Origin of the sequence: Pseudomonas sp. BF-B-30 (genome assembly GCF_019956305.1) — a bacterium.
In the GTDB taxonomy this organism is placed as follows: Bacteria; Pseudomonadota; Gammaproteobacteria; order Pseudomonadales; family Pseudomonadaceae; genus Aquipseudomonas; species Aquipseudomonas jessenii.
In genome coordinates, this window is record NZ_JAHBDG010000006.1 from 1 (window position 1) to 18393 (window position 18393).

The window sequence follows — 18393 nt, forward strand, 5'->3', positions numbered from 1 at the left end:
GGCGGTGGATCATCCAACACCTCAGTTGACTGCCAGGCCGCCTTCGCGAGCAAGCCCGCTCCCACAAGGAACCGTGTGATTGCACGAGACATGAAAAAGCCCCGCCTGGGATCACCAGGCGGGGCTTTTTAGTGGCCGATGGAATCAGACGAGAGGTTTAGGCTCGTGTTCTTTTTCCTGGGCTTGCTCGTGTTGCTCTACCGCTTCCTGAACGGAGCGCGGTGCTTCGTGGATCACCGACTCAACCGGCTCGGCAGCCACTTCGGCAGCCGGGGCAGGAGCTGCCTCAACCACTTCAGCAACAACCGGTGCAGGCTCGGCAGCGACAACCGCTTCAGCTGGAGCCGCAGCGGCAGCCAGTTCAGCTTCCTTCTGCAGACGCTCGGCTTCACGCTTGCGACGACGCACTTCACGCGGGTCGTTAGGCGCACGGCCACTTGGCGTCAGGGCGCTGGCAGGAGCGGCTTCGACCACTGGTGCAGGTGCTTGGGCAACGACCGGTGCCTCAACGGCTGGCGCTTCAACCACCGGCGCCGGGGCCGGTTCTGCTGCGGCAACCACCGGCTCGGAAACCATGGCTTCTGCCACTTGGGTTTCAGCGGCTGGTGCAGCGGTTTCAGCGACGGCTGGCTCGGCAACCCAGTTGAATGCGGTTTGCTCTTCGCGAACTTCACGCACGGTGTCAGTCACGGTTTCAACAACCGCTTCCGCAGCCTGGGCAGGTGCTTCTACCACTGGCGCTGGCTCGGCAGCCGCTTCAACAGCAGGCTGAGCTTCTGGCGCTGGCGCCACTTCGATTTCCGGCGAGGCGGTGACTTCGACCGGTGTGGTCGCTTCAACGACTGGCGCTTCAACCGGAGCTGCTTCCAGGGTCGCGGCAGTGGCGCGTTCGGCTTGCACATTGGCTTCAGCTTCTGCTGGAGCGCTGATCACGCTGCTGGCAACAGCTGCGGTGACAGCCAGGCCGGCGGCCAGATCGGCAGTGCTTGGCGCTTCAGCGTTTTCGCCGGACTCGGACTCTTCCGAACCTTCGATCACGTTGCCGTTGGCGTCACGCTGACGCTCGCGACGGTTGCTGCGACGACGCTGACCACGGGAGCGGCGGCGTGGACGATCGCCTTCGGCGCTTTCCTGACCGTCTTCCGACAGTTGCTCTTCGTTGGTGGTCAGTTCTTCTTCAGTTGCGGCTGCGGCAGCTTGTTCGGCACGTGGCTGACGTTCTTCACGCGGTGGGCGTGGCGCGCGTTCTTCACGTGGCTGACGAGCCGGGCGTTCTTCAGCGGTAGCTGCCGTAGCGGTAGCAGCGGCGGCCGGAGCAGCCGGAGCGGCATCCAGAGGCTCGCGCAGTTCACGAACGCGTTCTTCACGCTCGCCACGTGGCTTGCGATCTTCACGCGGAGCGCGCGGTGCACGTTCTTCACGAGGCGCGCGTGGTGCGCGTTCTTCGCGGGCTACCGCTGGCGTTTCTTCGCGGGTTTCGCGAGGTTCACGCACTTCCCGTGGCTGACGCTCTTCACGCGGCTCACGTGGTGCGCGTTCTTCACGCGGTGCACGCTCTTCGCGAGGCTTGCGCTCTTCATCGCGGCGACCGTTACGGTTGCGGCTCTGCTGGCGACCGTTGCGACGCTCTTCGTTGCGGGCCGGACGCTCGGCGGCAGGTTTTTCAACCACAACCGGTGCGGCAGGCTCTTCCTTGGTGGCGAACAGGCTCACCAGCGACTTCACCAGGCCTTTGAACAGGCTTGGCTCCGGTACGGCGGCCGGGGCAGGGGCTGGAGCGGCCACTTCGGTCGGCACCGGAGCGTTGGCGCGGGCCGGGGCCGTTTTGACCGCAGCTTCCTGGCGAACCAGGGTGCGGGTCGCAGCGGCTGGCTGGACTTCTTCGACTTCGGCAGCGGCAGCGGCGATTTCGTAGCTGGACTGGTTGGTCGCGGCTTCCGGGCTGTCGTCACGCAGGCGCTGTACTTCGAAGTGCGGCGTTTCGAGGTGATCGTTCGGCAGGATGACGATGCGGGCACGGGTGCGCAGTTCGATCTTGGTGATCGAGTTGCGTTTTTCGTTGAGCAGGAACGCCGCCACCGGGATCGGCACTTGTGCACGAACTTCGGCGGTACGGTCTTTCAGGGCTTCTTCTTCGATCAGGCGCAGGATCGCCAGGGACAGCGATTCAACGTCACGGATGATGCCGGTGCCGTTGCAACGCGGGCAGACGATGCCGCTGCTTTCACCCAGGGATGGACGCAGGCGCTGACGGGACATTTCCAGCAGGCCGAAGCGCGAAATGCGACCGACTTGCACGCGAGCACGGTCGGCTTCCAGGCATTCGCGGACTTTTTCTTCCACGGCGCGCTGGTTCTTGGCAGGGGTCATGTCGATGAAGTCGATGACGATCAGGCCGCCGATGTCGCGCAGGCGCAACTGACGGGCGATTTCCTCGGCCGCTTCAAGGTTGGTTTGCAGCGCGGTTTCTTCGATGTCGCTGCCTTTGGTGGCGCGCGCCGAGTTGATGTCGATGGACACCAGGGCTTCGGTCGGATCGATCACGATGGAACCGCCGGAAGGCAGTTCGACAACGCGCTGGAAAGCGGTTTCGATCTGGCTTTCGATCTGGAAACGGTTGAACAGCGGAACGCTGTCTTCGTACAGCTTGATCTTGCTGGCGTACTGCGGCATTACCTGGCGGATGAAGGTCAGGGCTTCGTCCTGGGCTTCAACGCTGTCGATCAGCACTTCGCCGATGTCCTGGCGCAGGTAGTCGCGGATCGCGCGGATGATCACGTTGCTTTCCTGGTAGATCAGGAATGGCGCGGCGCGGTCCAGCGAAGCTTCCTTGATGGCGGTCCACAGTTGCAGCAGGTAGTCGAGGTCCCACTGCATTTCTTCGCTGCTGCGGCCAAGGCCTGCAGTGCGCACGATCAGGCCCATGTCGGCCGGGGCAACCAGACCGTTCAGGGCTTCACGCAGTTCGTTGCGCTCTTCGCCTTCGATGCGACGGGAGATACCGCCGGCACGCGGGTTGTTCGGCATCAGCACCAGGTAACGACCGGCCAGGCTGATGAAGGTGGTCAGGGCGGCGCCCTTGTTGCCACGTTCTTCTTTTTCGACCTGAACGATGACTTCCTGGCCTTCGCTCAGGACGTCCTTGATGTTGACGCGACCTTCCGGGGCTTTCTTGAAGTATTCGCGGGAGATTTCTTTGAGGGGCAGGAAGCCGTGGCGCTCAGAGCCGAAATCGACAAAGGCAGCCTCGAGGCTTGGTTCGATGCGAGTAATCCGGCCTTTATAGATGTTGGCCTTCTTCTGCTCGCGTGCACCGGATTCGATGTCCAGGTCGTAGAGGCGCTGGCCATCTACCAGTGCAACACGCAACTCTTCGGGTTGAGTTGCGTTAATCAGCATTCTTTTCATGTAGTACCGTCGGTTTCCGGGCTGCCGGAAACGGCGTTCGGCACACACGACTTCTCACGGTCGGTGTCAGGTGCGTCGGGAGTGGTTGGCCATTTCCCGTGTCCAGCGAAGTCCGGCCAATGTGGGCCTTCATCGCGACGTACGCGTCCTGCTTGCTGTGGCTACTTAAGCACTCAGTCAGGAGGAGGAATCAACCAGCGGCTGTGGACGAGATGAAGCGTCTTGAGAAAGCCTGTTGCTACACAGTCCGGCGGTTGTGCATCTCCACCCTACACGTATCCCTGATAATTCGGGTGCTGCCGCGCGCAGAATCCGCAGCGGGTTGGCATTTACCGTGAGCTCCGAAAGGGGAGGTCACGCATCATGGCTAATTTAGGCGTTGTTTCCGATGCCTTCGCTCGGGGTCATTCGCAGCTGACTGCACTTTGTGAACTGGCCGTGAATATGGCTCGCAAAACGAGTGGAAAACTCTGCTTTGTGGCGTGATTCAGGCCTCATGTCACCTGCGCTCGTTACACCTGCAAACTCCACCGTTACGTAGCGAAAGCCCCGTAGGACGGCCTCGCGTCCTGGTGAATTGCGTTGGTCAGGGCCGGTTTTTGACCGTTGGTCCGCTGTCCAGGCCGCTTTTGGCGACGTTCGCGACTATAGCAGCAATGATTAAGTGCTTCAATTCCATAAAAAATTGTTATCATCCGCGCCATGACGACGACTACCCCCCCGACTCCAGGCGTACAACTGCTTGAGGTCTCGCCGGAATATGCCGGCCAACGCATTGATAATTTCCTTCTCGCCCGACTCAAAGGCGTGCCCAAGACCTTGATTTACCGCATTTTGCGCAAGGGCGAAGTGCGCGTGAACAAAGGTCGGATTAAGCCCGAGTACAAGCTGCAGGCGGGCGATATCGTGCGCGTGCCGCCGGTTCGCGTGCCTGAACGCGACGAACCGGTGCCACTGGCACAAGGACTGCTGCAGCGGCTCGAGGCCTCGATTGTCTTCGAAGACAAGGCGCTGATCGTGATCAACAAGCCCGCGGGCATTGCTGTTCATGGTGGCAGCGGCCTGACTTTCGGGGTGATCGAAGCCTTTCGTCAGTTGCGCCCCGATTGCAAAGAGCTCGAACTGGTTCACCGTCTCGACCGCGATACGTCCGGCCTGTTGATGATCGCCAAGAAGCGCAGCATGTTGCGCCACTTGCACACCGCATTGCGCGGTGATGGCGTCGACAAGCGCTACATGGCGCTGGTCCGCGGTAACTGGGCGAGCTCGATCAAGCAAGTCCGTGCGTCGCTGGGCAAGAGCAATCTGCGCTCCGGCGAGCGCATGGTCGAGGTCGACGAGGAGGAGGGGAAGGAGTCCGTGACCGTGTTCAAGGTCCTGCGCCGCTTCGGCGACTTTGCCACCCTGATCGAAGCCAAGCCGATTACCGGCCGGACTCACCAGATCCGCGTCCATACCTTGCACGCCGGGCATTGCATCGCTGGCGACACCAAGTATGGCGACGAAGGTTTCAGCAAGGAAATCCGCGATCTGGGCGGCAAACGCCTGTTCCTGCACGCCTACATGCTGACGGTGCCGCTCCCCGATGGTGGTGAACTGAAGCTGCAAGCGCCGGTCGACGAGATGTGGGCCAAAACCGTGGAGCGATTGAGTGCGCCCATCTGATTACAAGCTGCTGATCTTTGATTGGGACGGCACTCTGGCCGATTCCATTGGTCGGATTGTCGAGGCGATGCACGTTGCCTCGCAGCGTTCCGGTTTTGAGCTGCGCGATGATCTGGCCGTCAAGGGTATCATTGGCCTGGGCTTGCCGGAAGCGATCCGCACCCTGTACCCCGAAATCGGCGACGCCGAGCTGATCGCGTTCCGCGAGCACTATGCTGAGCATTACATCGCGTCGGAGGCTGTGCCTTCGCCGCTGTTCGAGGGTGTGGTCGAGTCGCTCGAGGCATTTCGTGCCGAGGGCTATCATCTGGCTGTGGCGACCGGCAAGGCCCGTCGCGGGCTGGATCGGGTGTTGAAGTCCCATGGCTGGGAGAATTACTTCGATATCACTCGCGCCGCCGACGAAACCGCCAGCAAGCCCCATCCGCTGATGCTCGAACAGATTCTCGCCCATTGCGAGGTTCGCCCGGAACAGGCGTTGATGGTGGGTGATTCGTCCTTTGATTTGCAGATGGCGCGCAACGCCGGCATGGGTTCGGTGGCCGTCAGTTATGGCGCTCAATCGATCGATGCGTTGAGGTTGTATGAACCGCGACTGGCCATCGACCGTTTTTCAGAATTGCATGCCTGGCTGAATCAGCGGGCTTAACCGGTTGTTTTTGGGGTGGATGGCATGACCGACGAATGGAAGGCGCCCGCCAAGGCGAGCGCAGAGAGCGGTGACGACAAAAGCTGGAAACTGCTGGAAAAGACCCTGCTGGCCGGCATACAGGAGCAGCGCCGGTCCCGTCGCTGGGGGATATTCTTCAAGTTGCTGATTTTTGTGTATCTGTTCGGCGCCATTGCCCTGTTTTCGCCTCTGATGGATATGGAAAAGGCCGGCACCCTTAGTGCCAATTACACGGCGTTGATCGATGTGAGAGGCATGATTGCCGACAAGGAGTCGGCCAGTGCAGACAATATCGTTGGCAGCTTGCGTGCGGCCTTCGAGGACAAGAAGGTCAAGGGCATCATCCTGCGCATCAACAGCCCGGGCGGCAGTCCGGTGCAGTCGGGTTATGTCTATGACGAGATCAAGCGTCTGCGCGGTCTGCACCCGGACATCAAGCTCTATGCGGTCATTTCCGATCTGGGGGCTTCCGGCGCTTACTACATCGCCAGTGCGGCGGATCAGATCTACGCCGACAAGGCGAGCCTGGTCGGCTCCATCGGTGTGACGGCAGCCGGTTATGGCTTTGTCGGCACCATGGAGAAGCTGGGTGTCGAACGTCGTACCTACACGTCTGGCGAGCACAAGTCGTTCCTCGATCCGTTCCAGCCACAGAAGCCGGAAGAAACCGCCTTCTGGCAGGGCGTGCTCGATACGACCCACAAGCAGTTCATCAATAGCGTCAAGCAGGGTCGTGGCGACCGCTTGAAAGACAAGGAGCATCCGGAGTTGTTCTCTGGCCTGGTCTGGTCCGGCGAGCAGGCACTGCCATTGGGGTTGATCGATGGGCTGGGTAATGCCAGTTCGGTTGCGCGGGATGTGATCGGTGAGAAAGAACTGGTGGACTTCACCGTTCAGGAATCGCCATTCGATCGCTTTTCGAAAAAGCTCGGCGCCAGCGTGGCTGAGCATTTGGCGATGTGGATGGGTTTTAACGGTCCGTCGCTGCGCTGATTCTGACGTGACATGAAAAACCGGCCTGCGTGGCCGGTTTTTTGGTATCGGGATTCAGGGAACCTGTACGCCTTCAGTCAGCAGCATGTCGATCAGGCGAATCAGCGGCAGGCCGATCAGGCTGGTGGCGTCAGGTCCTTCGGTGCTGCGAAACAGGCTGACGCCCAGGCCTTCGGCCTTGAAGCTGCCTGCGCAGTCGTAGGGTTGTTCGGCGCGCAGGTAGCGTTCGATGCGAGGAGCGTCGAGTGTGCGCATGTGTACGGTGAACGGCACGCAATCGACCTGGCAGTGCCCGGTCTGGCTGTTGAGCAGGGCCAGGCCGGTGAGGAACGTCACGCTGGCACCGCTGGCGGCCAGCAGTTGTTCCCGGGCTTTTTCGAATGTGTGGGGTTTGCCGATAATCCGCTCTCCCAGTACGGCGACCTGGTCGGAGCCGATTATCAGATGAGCGGTATGGCTGTCGGCCAGGGCGCGCGCTTTCTCTTCGGCGAGGCGCTTGACCAGCTCGATGGCGGACTCGCCCGGGCGATGGCTTTCGTCGATATCCGGCGAGCTGCAAGTGAAAGGCAGCTGCAGGCGGGTCAGCAATTCCCGGCGATAGGCCGAGCTGGAAGCGAGTAATAAAGGCAGCATGCACAACTCCATAAGGCGTGTGCGAATTCTAGCGAGGCTTCCAAGTGACGGACAGGGCTGAATTTCCTTTGACATGGGCGGGTGCATCCCTATAATGCTGCGCCTATGTTGAATGACCCGATTCCACCTCACGTTGACCCGCGCAAATTGGCTGATCGTGGCACCACCCTTCAAGGTGAAATGCTGCTGGCCGATTTGGAGAGACTCTGCGACCCGCTTTCCGACAATGTCGGTACGGTGCAGGCTAAATTCGTTTTTGAACGAGATGAACGTAAATCTGTGGTCATCCACAGCTTTATCGACACTGAAGTCAAAATGGTTTGCCAGCGTTGTCTTGAGCTGGTCACCCTGCCGATCCATAGCGAATGCAGTTACGCTGTGGTGAAGGAGGGTGCGAATACCCAGTCGTTGCCGAAAGGTTATGACGTGCTGGAACTGGGCGAAGATCCTTTGGATCTGCAGTCACTGATCGAGGAGGAGCTTCTGCTCGCCTTGCCCATTGTGCCTGCTCATCATCCGGAAGAATGCCAGCAGCCGGCGGGAGCAGATGAGCCCGAACCGAGCGAGGACGAGGTAACGCGGTCCAACCCGTTCAGTGTATTGGCGCAGTTAAAGCGTGACCCAAACGTTTAGGAGTTAATCAATTATGGCTGTTCAGCAGAACAAAAAATCCCGCTCTGCCCGTGACATGCGCCGTTCGCACGACGCTCTCGAGGCTAGCACCCTGTCTGTAGAAAAAACCACCGGTGAAGTTCACCTGCGTCACCACGTATCGCCAGAAGGCGTATACCGTGGCCGTAAAGTGATCGACAAGGGCGCTGACGAGTAATCACTTGTCCGCTCAAGTCATCGCGATTGACGCAATGGGCGGGGACTTCGGTCCCCGCAGCATTGTCCAGGCCAGCCTTGCTTGCCTGTCTGCCACACCCTCGCTGCACCTGACCCTCGTCGGTCAACCCTCCCTTCTTGAAGAACTGATCGCTGGCAATCCGGCTGTGGAACGCGCGCGCCTGTCGATTACGCCGGCGTCCGAAGTCATCACCATGGACGAAAAACCTGCCCAGGCCCTGCGTGGCAAGCCCGATTCATCGATGCGCGTGGCGCTTGAGTTGTTGCGTGACGGCAAGGTCCAGGCCTGTGTCAGTGCCGGTAATACCGGTGCGCTGATGGCGTTGTCGCGGTTCGTGCTCAAGACCTTGCCCGGCATTGACCGTCCGGCCATGGTAGCGGCGATTCCGACACAAAAGGGTTATTGCCAGTTGCTCGACCTGGGCGCCAACGTCGACTGCAGTGCCGAGCATCTGTTGCAGTTTGCGGTCATGGGCTCGGTGGCGGCCGAGACCCTGGGCATAGCGCGTCCTCGGGTGGCGTTGCTGAACATCGGCACCGAAGACATCAAGGGCAATCAACAGGTCAAGCTGGCCGCGACTTTGTTGCAAGGCGCCCGTGGCATCAATTACATCGGCTTTATCGAGGGCGACGGTTTGTACCGTGGCGAAGCGGATGTGGTGGTGTGTGACGGTTTTGTCGGCAACATTTTGCTCAAATCCAGCGAAGGTCTGGCGACCATGATTGCCGGGCGCATCGAAGCGTTGTTCAGGAAGAGCCTGGCCTCTCGCGTGGTCGGTGCGCTTGCACTACCGTTGATGAAGCGCCTGCAGGCCGATCTGGCACCTGCCCGGCACAACGGTGCGAGCTTTCTCGGCTTGCAGGGCATTGTGGTGAAAAGCCACGGTTCTGCTGGGGTCCAGGGGTTTCAGAGTGCCATTCAGCGCGCCTTGATCGAGATTCAGGAGAATCTTCCCGAGCGTCTGCACGGTCGTCTGGAGGATTTGTTGCTTTAGGCGTTTTCGTCGGACAATGCTTAAATGTGACCGCTTGGTTCGATGGGCCATCCAACTGTCAGTTTCTTGCGTCCCCAAAGCGGGGCGCCAACTCTCCGACGACAAGATCATTAGGGGCTTGTTACATGTCTGCTTCCCTCGCATTCGTCTTTCCAGGACAGGGTTCGCAGTCCCTCGGCATGCTGGCCGAGCTGGGCGCGCAACATCCGGTTGTCCTTGAAACATTCAAAGAAGCTTCCGATGCACTGGGTTACGACCTGTGGGCACTGACCCAGCAAGGGCCGGAAGAGCAACTCAATCAAACCGATAAAACCCAGCCAGCCATTCTGACCGCCTCTATCGCCCTGTGGCGTTTGTGGCTGGCCGAAGGTGGTGCGCGCCCGGCTTACGTTGCCGGGCACAGCCTGGGTGAATATAGCGCGCTGGTCGCGGCAGGCAGTCTGAGCCTGGGCGATGCGGTGAAGCTCGTCGAGCGTCGTGGCCAGCTGATGCAGGAAGCCGTTCCGGCCGGGCAGGGCGGCATGGCCGCCATCCTGGGTCTGGACGATGCCGACGTACTGGCAGCCTGTGCCGAAGCGGCGCAAGGCGAAGTGGTCAGCGCGGTCAATTTCAACTCGCCGGGCCAGGTGGTCATCGCCGGTGCCAAGGCTGCCGTCGAGCGCGCCATCGAAGGCTGCAAGGCGCGTGGCGCCAAGCGTGCCATGCCGTTGCCGGTCAGCGTGCCGTCGCACTGCGAACTGATGCGCCCGGCTGCCGAGCGTTTCGCCGAATCGATCGCGGCGATCGACTGGCAGGCACCGCAGATTCCCGTGGTGCAGAACGTCAGTGCCCAGGTGCCGGCCGATCTGGAAACCCTCAAGCGCGATCTGCTCGAGCAACTGTACAAGCCAGTACGCTGGGTTGAATCGGTCCAGGCACTGGCCGCCAAGGGCGCGACCAACCTGGTCGAGTGTGGCCCGGGTAAAGTGCTGGCCGGTCTGAACAAGCGTTGCGCCGAAGGCGTGTCGACATCCAACCTCAATACCCCAGACGCTTTCGCTGCCGCCCGTGCAGCGTTGGCCTGAATCAGGAGAAGCTTGCATGAGTCTGCAAGGTAAAGTTGCACTGGTCACCGGTGCAAGCCGTGGCATCGGCCAGGCTATCGCCCTGGAACTGGGTCGTCAGGGCGCCATCGTTGTTGGTACCGCGACCTCCGCGTCGGGTGCTGAGCGCATTGCCGCGACCCTGAAGGAAAACGGTATTCAGGGCACTGGCCTGGAACTCAATGTCACCAGCGACGAGTCCGTGGCAAGTGTTCTGGCGAGCATTCAGGAGCAGTTCGGTGCGCCGGCGATTCTGGTCAATAATGCCGGTATCACCCGCGATAACCTGATGATGCGCATGAAAGACGACGAGTGGCACGACGTTGTCGATACCAATCTGAACAGTCTGTTCCGCCTGTCCAAGGGCGTTTTGCGCGGCATGACCAAAGCTCGTTGGGGCCGAATTATCAGTATTGGCTCGGTTGTGGGTGCCATGGGCAACGCAGGCCAAGTAAACTACGCTGCCGCCAAGGCCGGCCTGGAAGGTTTCAGCCGTGCTCTGGCGCGCGAAGTCGGTTCGCGTTCGATTACGGTAAACTCGGTGGCTCCTGGGTTCATCGATACCGATATGACCCGTGAACTGCCCGAGGCACAGCGTGAAGCCTTGCAGACGCAGATTCCGCTGGGTCGTCTGGGGCAGGCTCAAGAGATCGCGTCCGTGGTCGCTTTTCTTGCGTCGGACGGTGCGGCTTACGTTACCGGAGCTACAATCCCGGTGAACGGCGGGATGTACATGTAATTCAAATGTGACGGATTGCTTCAAAAAAATGTCATACGAGCTGTCTAAAATCCGTTATAAAGCTGCAATCTATTTATAGGCAGAGGGTCACCGGGTTCGAGGAGTGAAGCTTTCAGTTGAAAAGCTGAAAAGCCTTTCTATACACTTACCCACTGGCCAGCTGCCTGAATTTGTCCATTAGGAGTGAAAACAAGGTATGAGCACCATCGAAGAGCGCGTCAAGAAAATCGTTGCTGAGCAACTGGGCGTTAAAGAAGAAGAAGTGGTCAACACTGCTTCCTTCGTTGAAGACCTGGGTGCCGACTCCCTTGACACCGTTGAGCTGGTGATGGCTCTGGAAGAGGAATTCGAGACCGAAATCCCTGACGAAGAAGCCGAGAAGATCACTACTGTACAAGCTGCAATCGACTACGTTACTAGCCACCAGGCGTAATAGTTTGTAATCGTTGCTCGCTGTCATGGAAAAACCGCACTGCCATCATGGCGTGCGGTTTTTTCTTTAGGCCTGATGCAAAGTCGTCATTTGAAAAAAGGAGAGTGCTGTGTCGCGTAGACGCGTCGTAGTCACCGGTATGGGTATGTTGTCGCCACTGGGCACGGATGTGCCGAGCAGCTGGCAGGGCATTCTGGCTGGCCGCAGTGGCATTGGTCTGATCGAACACGCCGACCTTTCTGCCTATTCCACCCGTTTTGGCGGCTCGGTAAAGGACTTCAATGTCGAGGAATACCTGTCGGTCAAGGAAGCCCGCAAGCTCGACCTGTTCATTCAATACGGTCTGGCCGCAGGTTTTCAGGCGGTACGCAATGCCGGTCTGGAAGTCACTGACGCCAACCGTGAGCGTATCGGCGTGGCCATGGGCTCGGGTATTGGCGGTCTGACCAATATCGAAGAAACCGCCCGCACGCTGCATGAGACCGGCCCACGACGGATCTCTCCGTTCTTCGTGCCAGGCTCGATCATCAATATGATTTCCGGTTTCCTGTCCATCCACCTCGGTGCACAGGGACCCAACTACGCCATCGCCACGGCCTGTACCACCGGTACACACTGCATTGGCATGGCGGCCCGCAACATCATGTACGACGAAGCTGACGTGATGATCGCCGGCGGCGCCGAGATGGCGGCCTGCGGTCTGGGCATGGGCGGCTTCGGCGCTTCCCGCGCGCTGTCGACCCGCAACGACGAGCCGACCCGCGCCAGCCGTCCATGGGACAAGGGTCGCGATGGCTTCGTATTGTCCAATGGCGCCGGTGCGCTGGTACTGGAAGAACTCGAGCACGCCAAGGCGCGTGGCGCGACCATCTACGCCGAGCTGATCGGCTTCGGCACCAGTGGCGATGCCTACCACATGACCTCGCCGCCAGCCGATGGTGCGGGTGCTGCGCGCTGCATCACCAATGCGCTGCGCGATGCCAAAATCAATGGCGATCAAGTGCAGTACATCAACGCCCACGGCACCTCGACTCCTGCAGGCGACCTGGCCGAAGTCAATGCGATCAAGTCGGTATTCGGCGAGCACGCCTACAAGCTGGCCGTCAGTTCCACCAAGTCCATGACCGGTCACCTGCTGGGTGCGGCGGGCGCGGTCGAGGCGATCTTCAGCGTGCTGGCAATCAACAGCCAGGTAGCGCCGCCGACCATCAACCTCGATGAGCCGGACGAAGGCTGCGATCTCGATTTTGTGCCGCACACGGCGCGCAACATGGATATCGATGTGGTCGTTTCCAACTCCTTCGGTTTTGGCGGCACCAACGGTTCGCTGGTGTTCCGTCGGTTCGCAGGCTGATGGACAGCTGGGTCGACGGTCAGCCGGCTGACGCTTTGTCGCTGAAGGATCGCGGCCTGGCTTATGGCGATGGTCTGTTCGAGACCATCGCCGTGCGCAGCGGCCAGCCCGTGTTGCTGGACCGGCATCTGTCGCGCCTGGCGGATGGCTGTTCGCGCCTGGCGATAACAGCCGAGCAGGAGCTGATCCGCAGCGAACTGCTGGCCTACGCCGCGGCACTGGGTGACGGGGTGCTCAAGCTCATTCTCACCCGTGGCGACGGTCTGCGCGGTTATGCCCCCGATCCTTCGGCCCAGGCCCGACGCATTGTGCAAGGCAGTCCACCTGCGGCTTACCCTGCCGCGCATGGTGAACAGGGTGTTCGTTTGTTTCCCTGCGCCACGCGATTGTCCAGGCAGCCATTACTGGCCGGCCTCAAGCACCTGAATCGTCTTGAACAAGTCCTCGCCCGTGCCGAATGGCAGGACACCGAGCATGCCGAAGGCTTGATGCTCGATCAGGCCGGGCGCGTAATTGAAGGCGTGTTCAGCAACTTGTTCCTGGTGCGTGATGGCGTGCTCATCACAGCGGACCTCAAGCGCTGCGGCGTGGCAGGCGTGATGCGCGCAGAAATATTGTTTCAGGCCAAGTCGCTGGGAATCCCCACGCAAATCACCGATATCCCCCTCGAACAGCTGCAATGGGCTGACGAAGTCTTTGTCTGCAACAGCGTGTATGGTATCTGGCCGGTGCGCGCCTATGCTGCTCTTCACTGGCCGGTTGGGCCGCTCACCCGTAAACTCCAAACCATTGCCCGTGTGCTACTGGATGCTTGATACGTGAGACGTAAACTCTTGCTGCTGCTGGAAACCGGTGTGGTTCTGGCGGGGCTGCTGATGGGTGCTTCAGCCTGGAAGATTCATTCGGCGCTGGTACAGCCGCTGAACATTACCCAGGAACAATTGCTGGATGTGCCCAAGGGCACCACGCCGACCCGCACCCTCTACCGACTCGAAGCCAACGGCGTCATCAAGGACGCATTCTGGCTGCGGGTGTATTGGCGCTTCAACCTCGCCAGACAACCCCTGCACAGCGGTGAATACCGCATGCAGCCCGGCATGACCGTCGAAGGCCTGATCGACCTGTGGAAACGCGGGGAAATGGTTCAGTACAGCCTGACCCTGGTCGAAGGCTGGAGTTTCCGTCAGGTCCGCGCAGCGCTGGCCAGGGAAGAGAAGCTCGAACATAGTCTTGACGGTTTGAGCGATAGCCAGGTCATGGACAAGCTCGGCCACACCGGGATTTTTCCGGAAGGGCGCTTCTTCCCTGACACCTATCGTTACGTGCGGGGCATGTCCGATGTCGAGGTGCTGAAAACCGCTTACGACCGCCTCGATGAAGTACTCGCCAAGGAGTGGGAAAAGCGCTCTGCAGATACACCGTACACCGAACCCTACCAGGCGCTGATCATGGCTTCGCTGGTGGAAAAGGAAACCGGCGTACCGCAGGAGCGCGGGCAGATTGCCGGCGTGTTTGTACGACGCATGGCGATGGGCATGCTGCTGCAGACCGACCCGACGGTGATCTACGGCCTCGGCGACCGCTACAGCGGCAAGCTGACCCGGGCTCACCTCAGGGAATCGACGCCGTATAACACTTACATGAATGCGGGCCTGCCGCCGACGCCGATTTCGATGGTCGGTCGCGAAGCCATCCATGCGGCACTCAATCCGGTGGATGGCAACAGCCTTTACTTCGTGGCGCGTGGCGATGGCACCCATGTGTTCTCCGACGACCTGGATGCCCACAACAATGCCGTGAAGGAGTTCCAGCTCAAGCGTCGCGCCGATTACCGCTCCAGCCCGGCTCCGGCTACTACGCCCGAGATGCCGCCAATCCAGGCTGAGCAAAACGGTATGCAGGAGGCCAGGTCTTCGCAGGAGCAGGCGCCGATCCCGGCCGCTTCACCGAACACGGTTCCCGAGGCGCTGCCGCAAGTGCCGGCGCAAGATCCTGCGCCAGCCCCTGAAACGCCCGAACCCGATGCAAGCGCACCGAAAAGCCCGCAATGACTCTGATTAAGGACTGCCTGTGACTGGCTTGTTTATTACTCTGGAAGGCCCGGAAGGCGCCGGCAAGAGCACCAATCGCGAATACCTGGCCGAGCGCCTGCGCGCTGCCGGCATCGAGGTGGTGCTGACCCGCGAGCCGGGTGGCACGCCGTTGGCCGAGCGCATTCGTGAAGTGCTGCTGGCCCCGGTCGATGAAGTCATGAACCCGGATGCCGAGTTGCTGTTGGTGTTCGCGGCGCGTGCCCAGCATCTGGCCGAGGTGATTCGCCCGGCGCTGGCCCGCGGTGCCGTGGTCTTGTGTGATCGTTTTACCGATTCGACATACGCCTATCAGGGCGGCGGTCGCGGCTTGTCGCTGGAGCGCATCGCGACCCTGGAAACCTTCGTCCAGGGCGATCTGCGCCCGGACCTCACGCTGATTTTCGATCTGCCTGTCGAGGTCGGCCTGGCCCGCGCCAGCGCTCGTGGTCGTCTGGATCGCTTCGAGCTCGAAGGCCGGACCTTTTTCGATGCCGTACGCAGTGCCTTCCTCAAGCGGGCCAAGGCGGATCCGGCGCGTTATGTGCTGGTCGATGCTGCCCAGCCGTTGGCACAGGTTCAGCAATCGCTGGATGCCTTGCTGCCGCGCCTGCTGGAGTTGAGCCGTGGCTGAGGCCTATCCGTGGCAGGAAAACCTCTGGCAGCAACTGGCCGGTCGCACCCAGCATGCGCACGCCTACCTGCTGCATGGCCCCGCCGGAATCGGCAAGCGGGCACTGGCCGAGCGCTTGATGGCCAGCTTGCTGTGCCAGCGCCCGAACGCGCTGCAAGCCTGCGGCGAATGCAAATCCTGCCTGCTGCTCAAGGCTGGCAGCCATCCGGATAACTACATCCTGGAGCCGGAAGAAGCCGACAAGGCGATCAAGGTCGACCAGGTTCGCGACCTGGTCGGTTTCGTTGTGCAGACCGCACAGTTGGGCGGGCGCAAAGTGGTGCTGATCGAGCCGGCCGAGTCGATGAACATCAACGCCGCCAACGCCTTGCTCAAAAGCCTTGAAGAACCGTCCGGCGATACCGTTCTGTTGCTGGTCAGCCATCAGCCGAGCCGCTTGTTGCCAACCATCAAGAGTCGCTGCGTGCAGCAGGCCTGTCCGCTGCCGGGCGAGGCCATGAGCTTGAAGTGGTTGGCCCAGGCGTTGCCGGAGTGCTCCGAAGATGAGCGCGTCGAACTGCTGACGCTGGCCGCCGGTTCGCCGCTGGCGGCGGTCAATCTCCAGGCCCAGGGCGTGCGTGAACAGCGCACGCAAGTGGTGGAAGGGGTGAAAAAACTCCTCAAGCAACAACAGTCGCCGACGCAACTGGCCGAAGAATGGAAAAACATTCCAATGTTGCGCCTGTTCGATTGGTTCTGCGATTGGTCGAGCCTGATCCTGCGCTATCAATTGACTCAGGATGAAGCCGGCCTCGGCCTGACCGACATGCGCAAGGTCGTGCAATACCTGGCGCAGAAAAGCGCCCAGGGCAAAGTCCTCGATATTCAGGACTGGATCCTCGCCCAGCGGCAGAAAGTTCTGAGCAAGGCCAACCTCAACCCGGCCTTGTTGCTGGAAGCATTGCTGGTGCAATGGGCGTCGTTGCCTGCCCAACGATGACTGTCTGCGCCTAGACTCTGAGTATCAGAACATCCGACCGTCCCACCCATACAAGTTGCAGCCCTTTATGCTCGTAGATTCCCATTGTCACCTTGATCGCCTTGACCTGACCGCCCACGAGGGCTCCCTGGATGCTGCCCTGGAGGCTGCCCGGCAGCGTGGGGTAGGGCACTTTCTGTGTATCGGTGTCAGCGCGGACAACGCGGCCGACGTCAAGGCCCTGGCCGAACGTTATGACGATGTCGACTGCTCGGTGGGCGTGCACCCTCTGGATGTGCAGCCGGGGGCCGCGCCGGCGCTGGACTGGCTGTTGCAGGAGCTCAATCACCCGCGGGTGGTGGCGATTGGCGAAACCGGCCTCGATTACCACTACGAGCCGGAAGCAGCAGAGTTGCAGCAGGAATCGTTCCGCCTGCACCTGCAAGCGGCGCAGCAGACCGGCAAACCGGTGATCATCCATACCCGTGGCGCCCGCACCGATACCCTGGACTTGCTGCGTGAAGCGGCGCTGCCCCAGGCGGGCGTACTGCATTGCTTTACCGAAGACTGGGAGATGGCGAAGGCTGCGCTGGACATGGGCTATTACATTTCCCTGTCCGGGATTGTCACTTTCCGCAATGCCGATGCGTTGCGCGATGTGGCCAGCAAGGTGCCTGCCGACCGATTGTTGGTGGAAACCGACTCGCCGTACCTGGCGCCGATTCCCTATCGTGGCAAACCAAACCTGCCGCAGTACGTGCGTGAAGTTGCGGAATTTCTGGCAATGTTGCGTGGTGAGCCCTACGAGCGGTTTGCCGAGCAAACCACGGCGAATTTCCAGCGACTGTTCCCGCTGGCACATGTAAAAGGTTAAATCGCAGGCAAAAAAAACCCGGGTTCTGGGGGGTGAATCCGGGTTAAGACCATTAGGAGTAAAACAATGGCACGCGGTCCGTTGGTACCAATATCGGCGTGACACTTGGGGGAGATGCCCCGCCGACAGTTCAAGTATTGATCAGGATTGCGCCTCGTCCAGTTTACCGGTCCGGGTTTTTAAACAAATTTGGAATACGTGCGCTTCGGAAGAGTTCTCATCACCCTGTAAACGTACGCGGAATGACCAGAAAGCGCAGATATGGTCGGATGATCCGTGCATTTTTGCGTAAGTTAGGCATAATACGCGGCTTCGAATTTTGACCCCGACAGACCTTTTCTTATGCATAAAGAACCTCGTAAGGTCCGTGAATTCCGTCGCCGCGAGCAGGAAATTCTCGATACCGCGCTCAAGCTGTTCCTCGAACAAGGTGAAGACAGTGTCACCGTCGAGATGATTGCTGATGCCGTCGGTATCGGCAAAGGCACGATCTACAAGCACTTCAAATCCAAGGCGGAAATCTATCTGCGCCTGATGCTCGACTACGAGCGCGATTTGAACGCTCTGCTGCATTCGGCCGATGTCGACAAGGACAAGGAAGCCCTGTCCCGGGCCTACTTCGAATTCCGCATGCGCGATCCACAACGCTATCGCCTGTTCGACCGCCTCGAAGAGAAAGTGGTCAAGGGCAACCAGGTGCCGGAGATGATCGAGGAGCTGCACAAGATCCGTGCCTCGAACTTCGAACGCCTGACCTTGCTGATCAAGGGCCGGATCAGCGAAGGCAAGCTGGAAGACGTGCCACCTTACTTCCACTACTGCGCGTCCTGGGCGCTGGTGCACGGTGCCGTCGCGCTGTATCACTCGCCGTTCTGGAGCAATGTGCTGGAAGATCAGGAAGGTTTCTTCCAGTTCCTGATGGACATCGGCGTGCGCATGGGCAACAAGCGCAAGCGTGACACCGACACTTCCGGCAGCTGAGCCATTCAGTTGCCTTATTGCGCCATGATTTCGCTACATGGCGCAGTAGCGCAGGA

At 60.2% G+C, this 18393-nt stretch carries 18 protein-coding genes; 16 read left to right on the forward strand and 2 right to left on the reverse strand.

Annotated elements, in window-relative coordinates; genetic code table 11:
• Positions 1-144: 144 nt before the first annotated feature.
• Entirely contained in the window at positions 145-3408 is a 3264-nt protein-coding gene (gene rne, locus KGB29_RS03620) for a ribonuclease E (protein ID WP_223543664.1), read from the reverse strand.
• Between the two features lie 702 nt (positions 3409-4110).
• On the opposite strand from rne, the gene rluC reads away from it, so the two are divergent.
• From rluC to KGB29_RS03635, 3 genes are read left to right on the forward strand one after another with little or no spacing between them, the layout of a single operon-like run.
• Positions 4111-5073 (forward strand): 23S rRNA pseudouridine(955/2504/2580) synthase RluC, encoded by a 963-nt coding sequence (rluC, locus tag KGB29_RS03625; protein ID WP_007977058.1) that lies wholly within the window; start codon positions 4111-4113, stop codon positions 5071-5073.
• A complete protein-coding gene (locus tag KGB29_RS03630) occupies positions 5060-5722 on the forward strand; it encodes an HAD-IA family hydrolase (protein ID WP_154909309.1) in 663 nt (220 codons plus the stop codon). Before rluC ends, KGB29_RS03630 begins: the two co-directional genes overlap by 14 nt.
• 24 nt (positions 5723-5746) lie before the next feature.
• Positions 5747-6736 (forward strand): S49 family peptidase, encoded by a 990-nt coding sequence (locus KGB29_RS03635; RefSeq protein WP_223543665.1) that lies wholly within the window; start codon positions 5747-5749, stop codon positions 6734-6736.
• Between the two features lie 54 nt (positions 6737-6790).
• Here the strand turns inward: KGB29_RS03635 and KGB29_RS03640 are convergent, their stop codons facing one another.
• A complete protein-coding gene (locus KGB29_RS03640; protein WP_150812204.1) occupies positions 6791-7369 on the reverse strand; it encodes a Maf family protein in 579 nt (192 codons plus the stop codon).
• A 105-nt stretch (positions 7370-7474) separates the two neighbouring features.
• On the opposite strand from KGB29_RS03640, the gene KGB29_RS03645 reads away from it, so the two are divergent.
• The 13 genes from KGB29_RS03645 to KGB29_RS03705 all read left to right on the forward strand — a co-directional run bounded on the left by KGB29_RS03645 (position 7475) and on the right by KGB29_RS03705 (position 18337).
• On the forward strand, positions 7475-8002 hold the full coding sequence (locus tag KGB29_RS03645) for a YceD family protein (RefSeq protein WP_007942001.1): 528 nt from the start codon (positions 7475-7477) through the stop codon (positions 8000-8002).
• 13 nt (positions 8003-8015) lie between these two features.
• Positions 8016-8198: a 50S ribosomal protein L32 gene (gene rpmF, locus KGB29_RS03650; RefSeq protein WP_003179396.1), complete on the forward strand. Its 183-nt coding sequence runs from the start codon at positions 8016-8018 to the stop codon at positions 8196-8198.
• Between the two features lie 4 nt (positions 8199-8202).
• Complete coding sequence (gene plsX / locus KGB29_RS03655) at positions 8203-9213, forward strand: phosphate acyltransferase PlsX (protein ID WP_263290312.1); 1011 nt, start codon at positions 8203-8205, stop codon at positions 9211-9213.
• Positions 9214-9338: 125 nt separating this feature from the next.
• Entirely contained in the window at positions 9339-10277 is a 939-nt protein-coding gene (gene fabD, locus KGB29_RS03660) for an ACP S-malonyltransferase (protein ID WP_008050436.1), read from the forward strand.
• A 16-nt stretch (positions 10278-10293) separates the two neighbouring features.
• Positions 10294-11034: a 3-oxoacyl-ACP reductase FabG gene (gene fabG / locus KGB29_RS03665; RefSeq protein ID WP_007987168.1), complete on the forward strand. Its 741-nt coding sequence runs from the start codon at positions 10294-10296 to the stop codon at positions 11032-11034.
• A 196-nt stretch (positions 11035-11230) separates the two neighbouring features.
• Positions 11231-11467 carry an acyl carrier protein gene (gene acpP / locus KGB29_RS03670; protein WP_003175607.1) on the forward strand — a complete coding sequence of 79 codons (237 nt, stop codon included), beginning with the start codon at positions 11231-11233 and terminating at the stop codon, positions 11465-11467.
• Positions 11468-11576: 109 nt separating this feature from the next.
• Positions 11577-12821, forward strand: coding sequence for a beta-ketoacyl-ACP synthase II (fabF, locus tag KGB29_RS03675; protein ID WP_095056620.1), 1245 nt, complete (start codon positions 11577-11579; stop codon positions 12819-12821).
• On the forward strand, positions 12821-13636 hold the full coding sequence (gene pabC, locus KGB29_RS03680; RefSeq protein ID WP_223543666.1) for an aminodeoxychorismate lyase: 816 nt from the start codon (positions 12821-12823) through the stop codon (positions 13634-13636). The genes fabF and pabC overlap by 1 nt, the downstream gene beginning before the upstream one ends.
• A 3-nt stretch (positions 13637-13639) precedes the next feature.
• Positions 13640-14872 (forward strand): endolytic transglycosylase MltG, encoded by a 1233-nt coding sequence (mltG, locus tag KGB29_RS03685; RefSeq protein WP_223543667.1) that lies wholly within the window; start codon positions 13640-13642, stop codon positions 14870-14872.
• Positions 14873-14891: 19 nt separating this feature from the next.
• Positions 14892-15524 carry a dTMP kinase gene (tmk, locus tag KGB29_RS03690; RefSeq protein ID WP_223543668.1) on the forward strand — a complete coding sequence of 211 codons (633 nt, stop codon included), beginning with the start codon at positions 14892-14894 and terminating at the stop codon, positions 15522-15524.
• Entirely contained in the window at positions 15517-16503 is a 987-nt protein-coding gene (locus KGB29_RS03695; protein WP_154860315.1) for a DNA polymerase III subunit delta', read from the forward strand. Before tmk ends, KGB29_RS03695 begins: the two co-directional genes overlap by 8 nt.
• Before the next feature lie 67 nt (positions 16504-16570).
• The gene (locus KGB29_RS03700; RefSeq protein WP_154860314.1) at positions 16571-17356 is read left to right on the forward strand and encodes a TatD family hydrolase; all 786 of its coding nucleotides are present in this window, start codon (positions 16571-16573) and stop codon (positions 17354-17356) included.
• A gap of 342 nt (positions 17357-17698) precedes the next feature.
• Positions 17699-18337 (forward strand): TetR/AcrR family transcriptional regulator, encoded by a 639-nt coding sequence (locus KGB29_RS03705; protein ID WP_007977040.1) that lies wholly within the window; start codon positions 17699-17701, stop codon positions 18335-18337.
• The last annotated feature ends 56 nt before the right edge of the window (positions 18338-18393 follow it).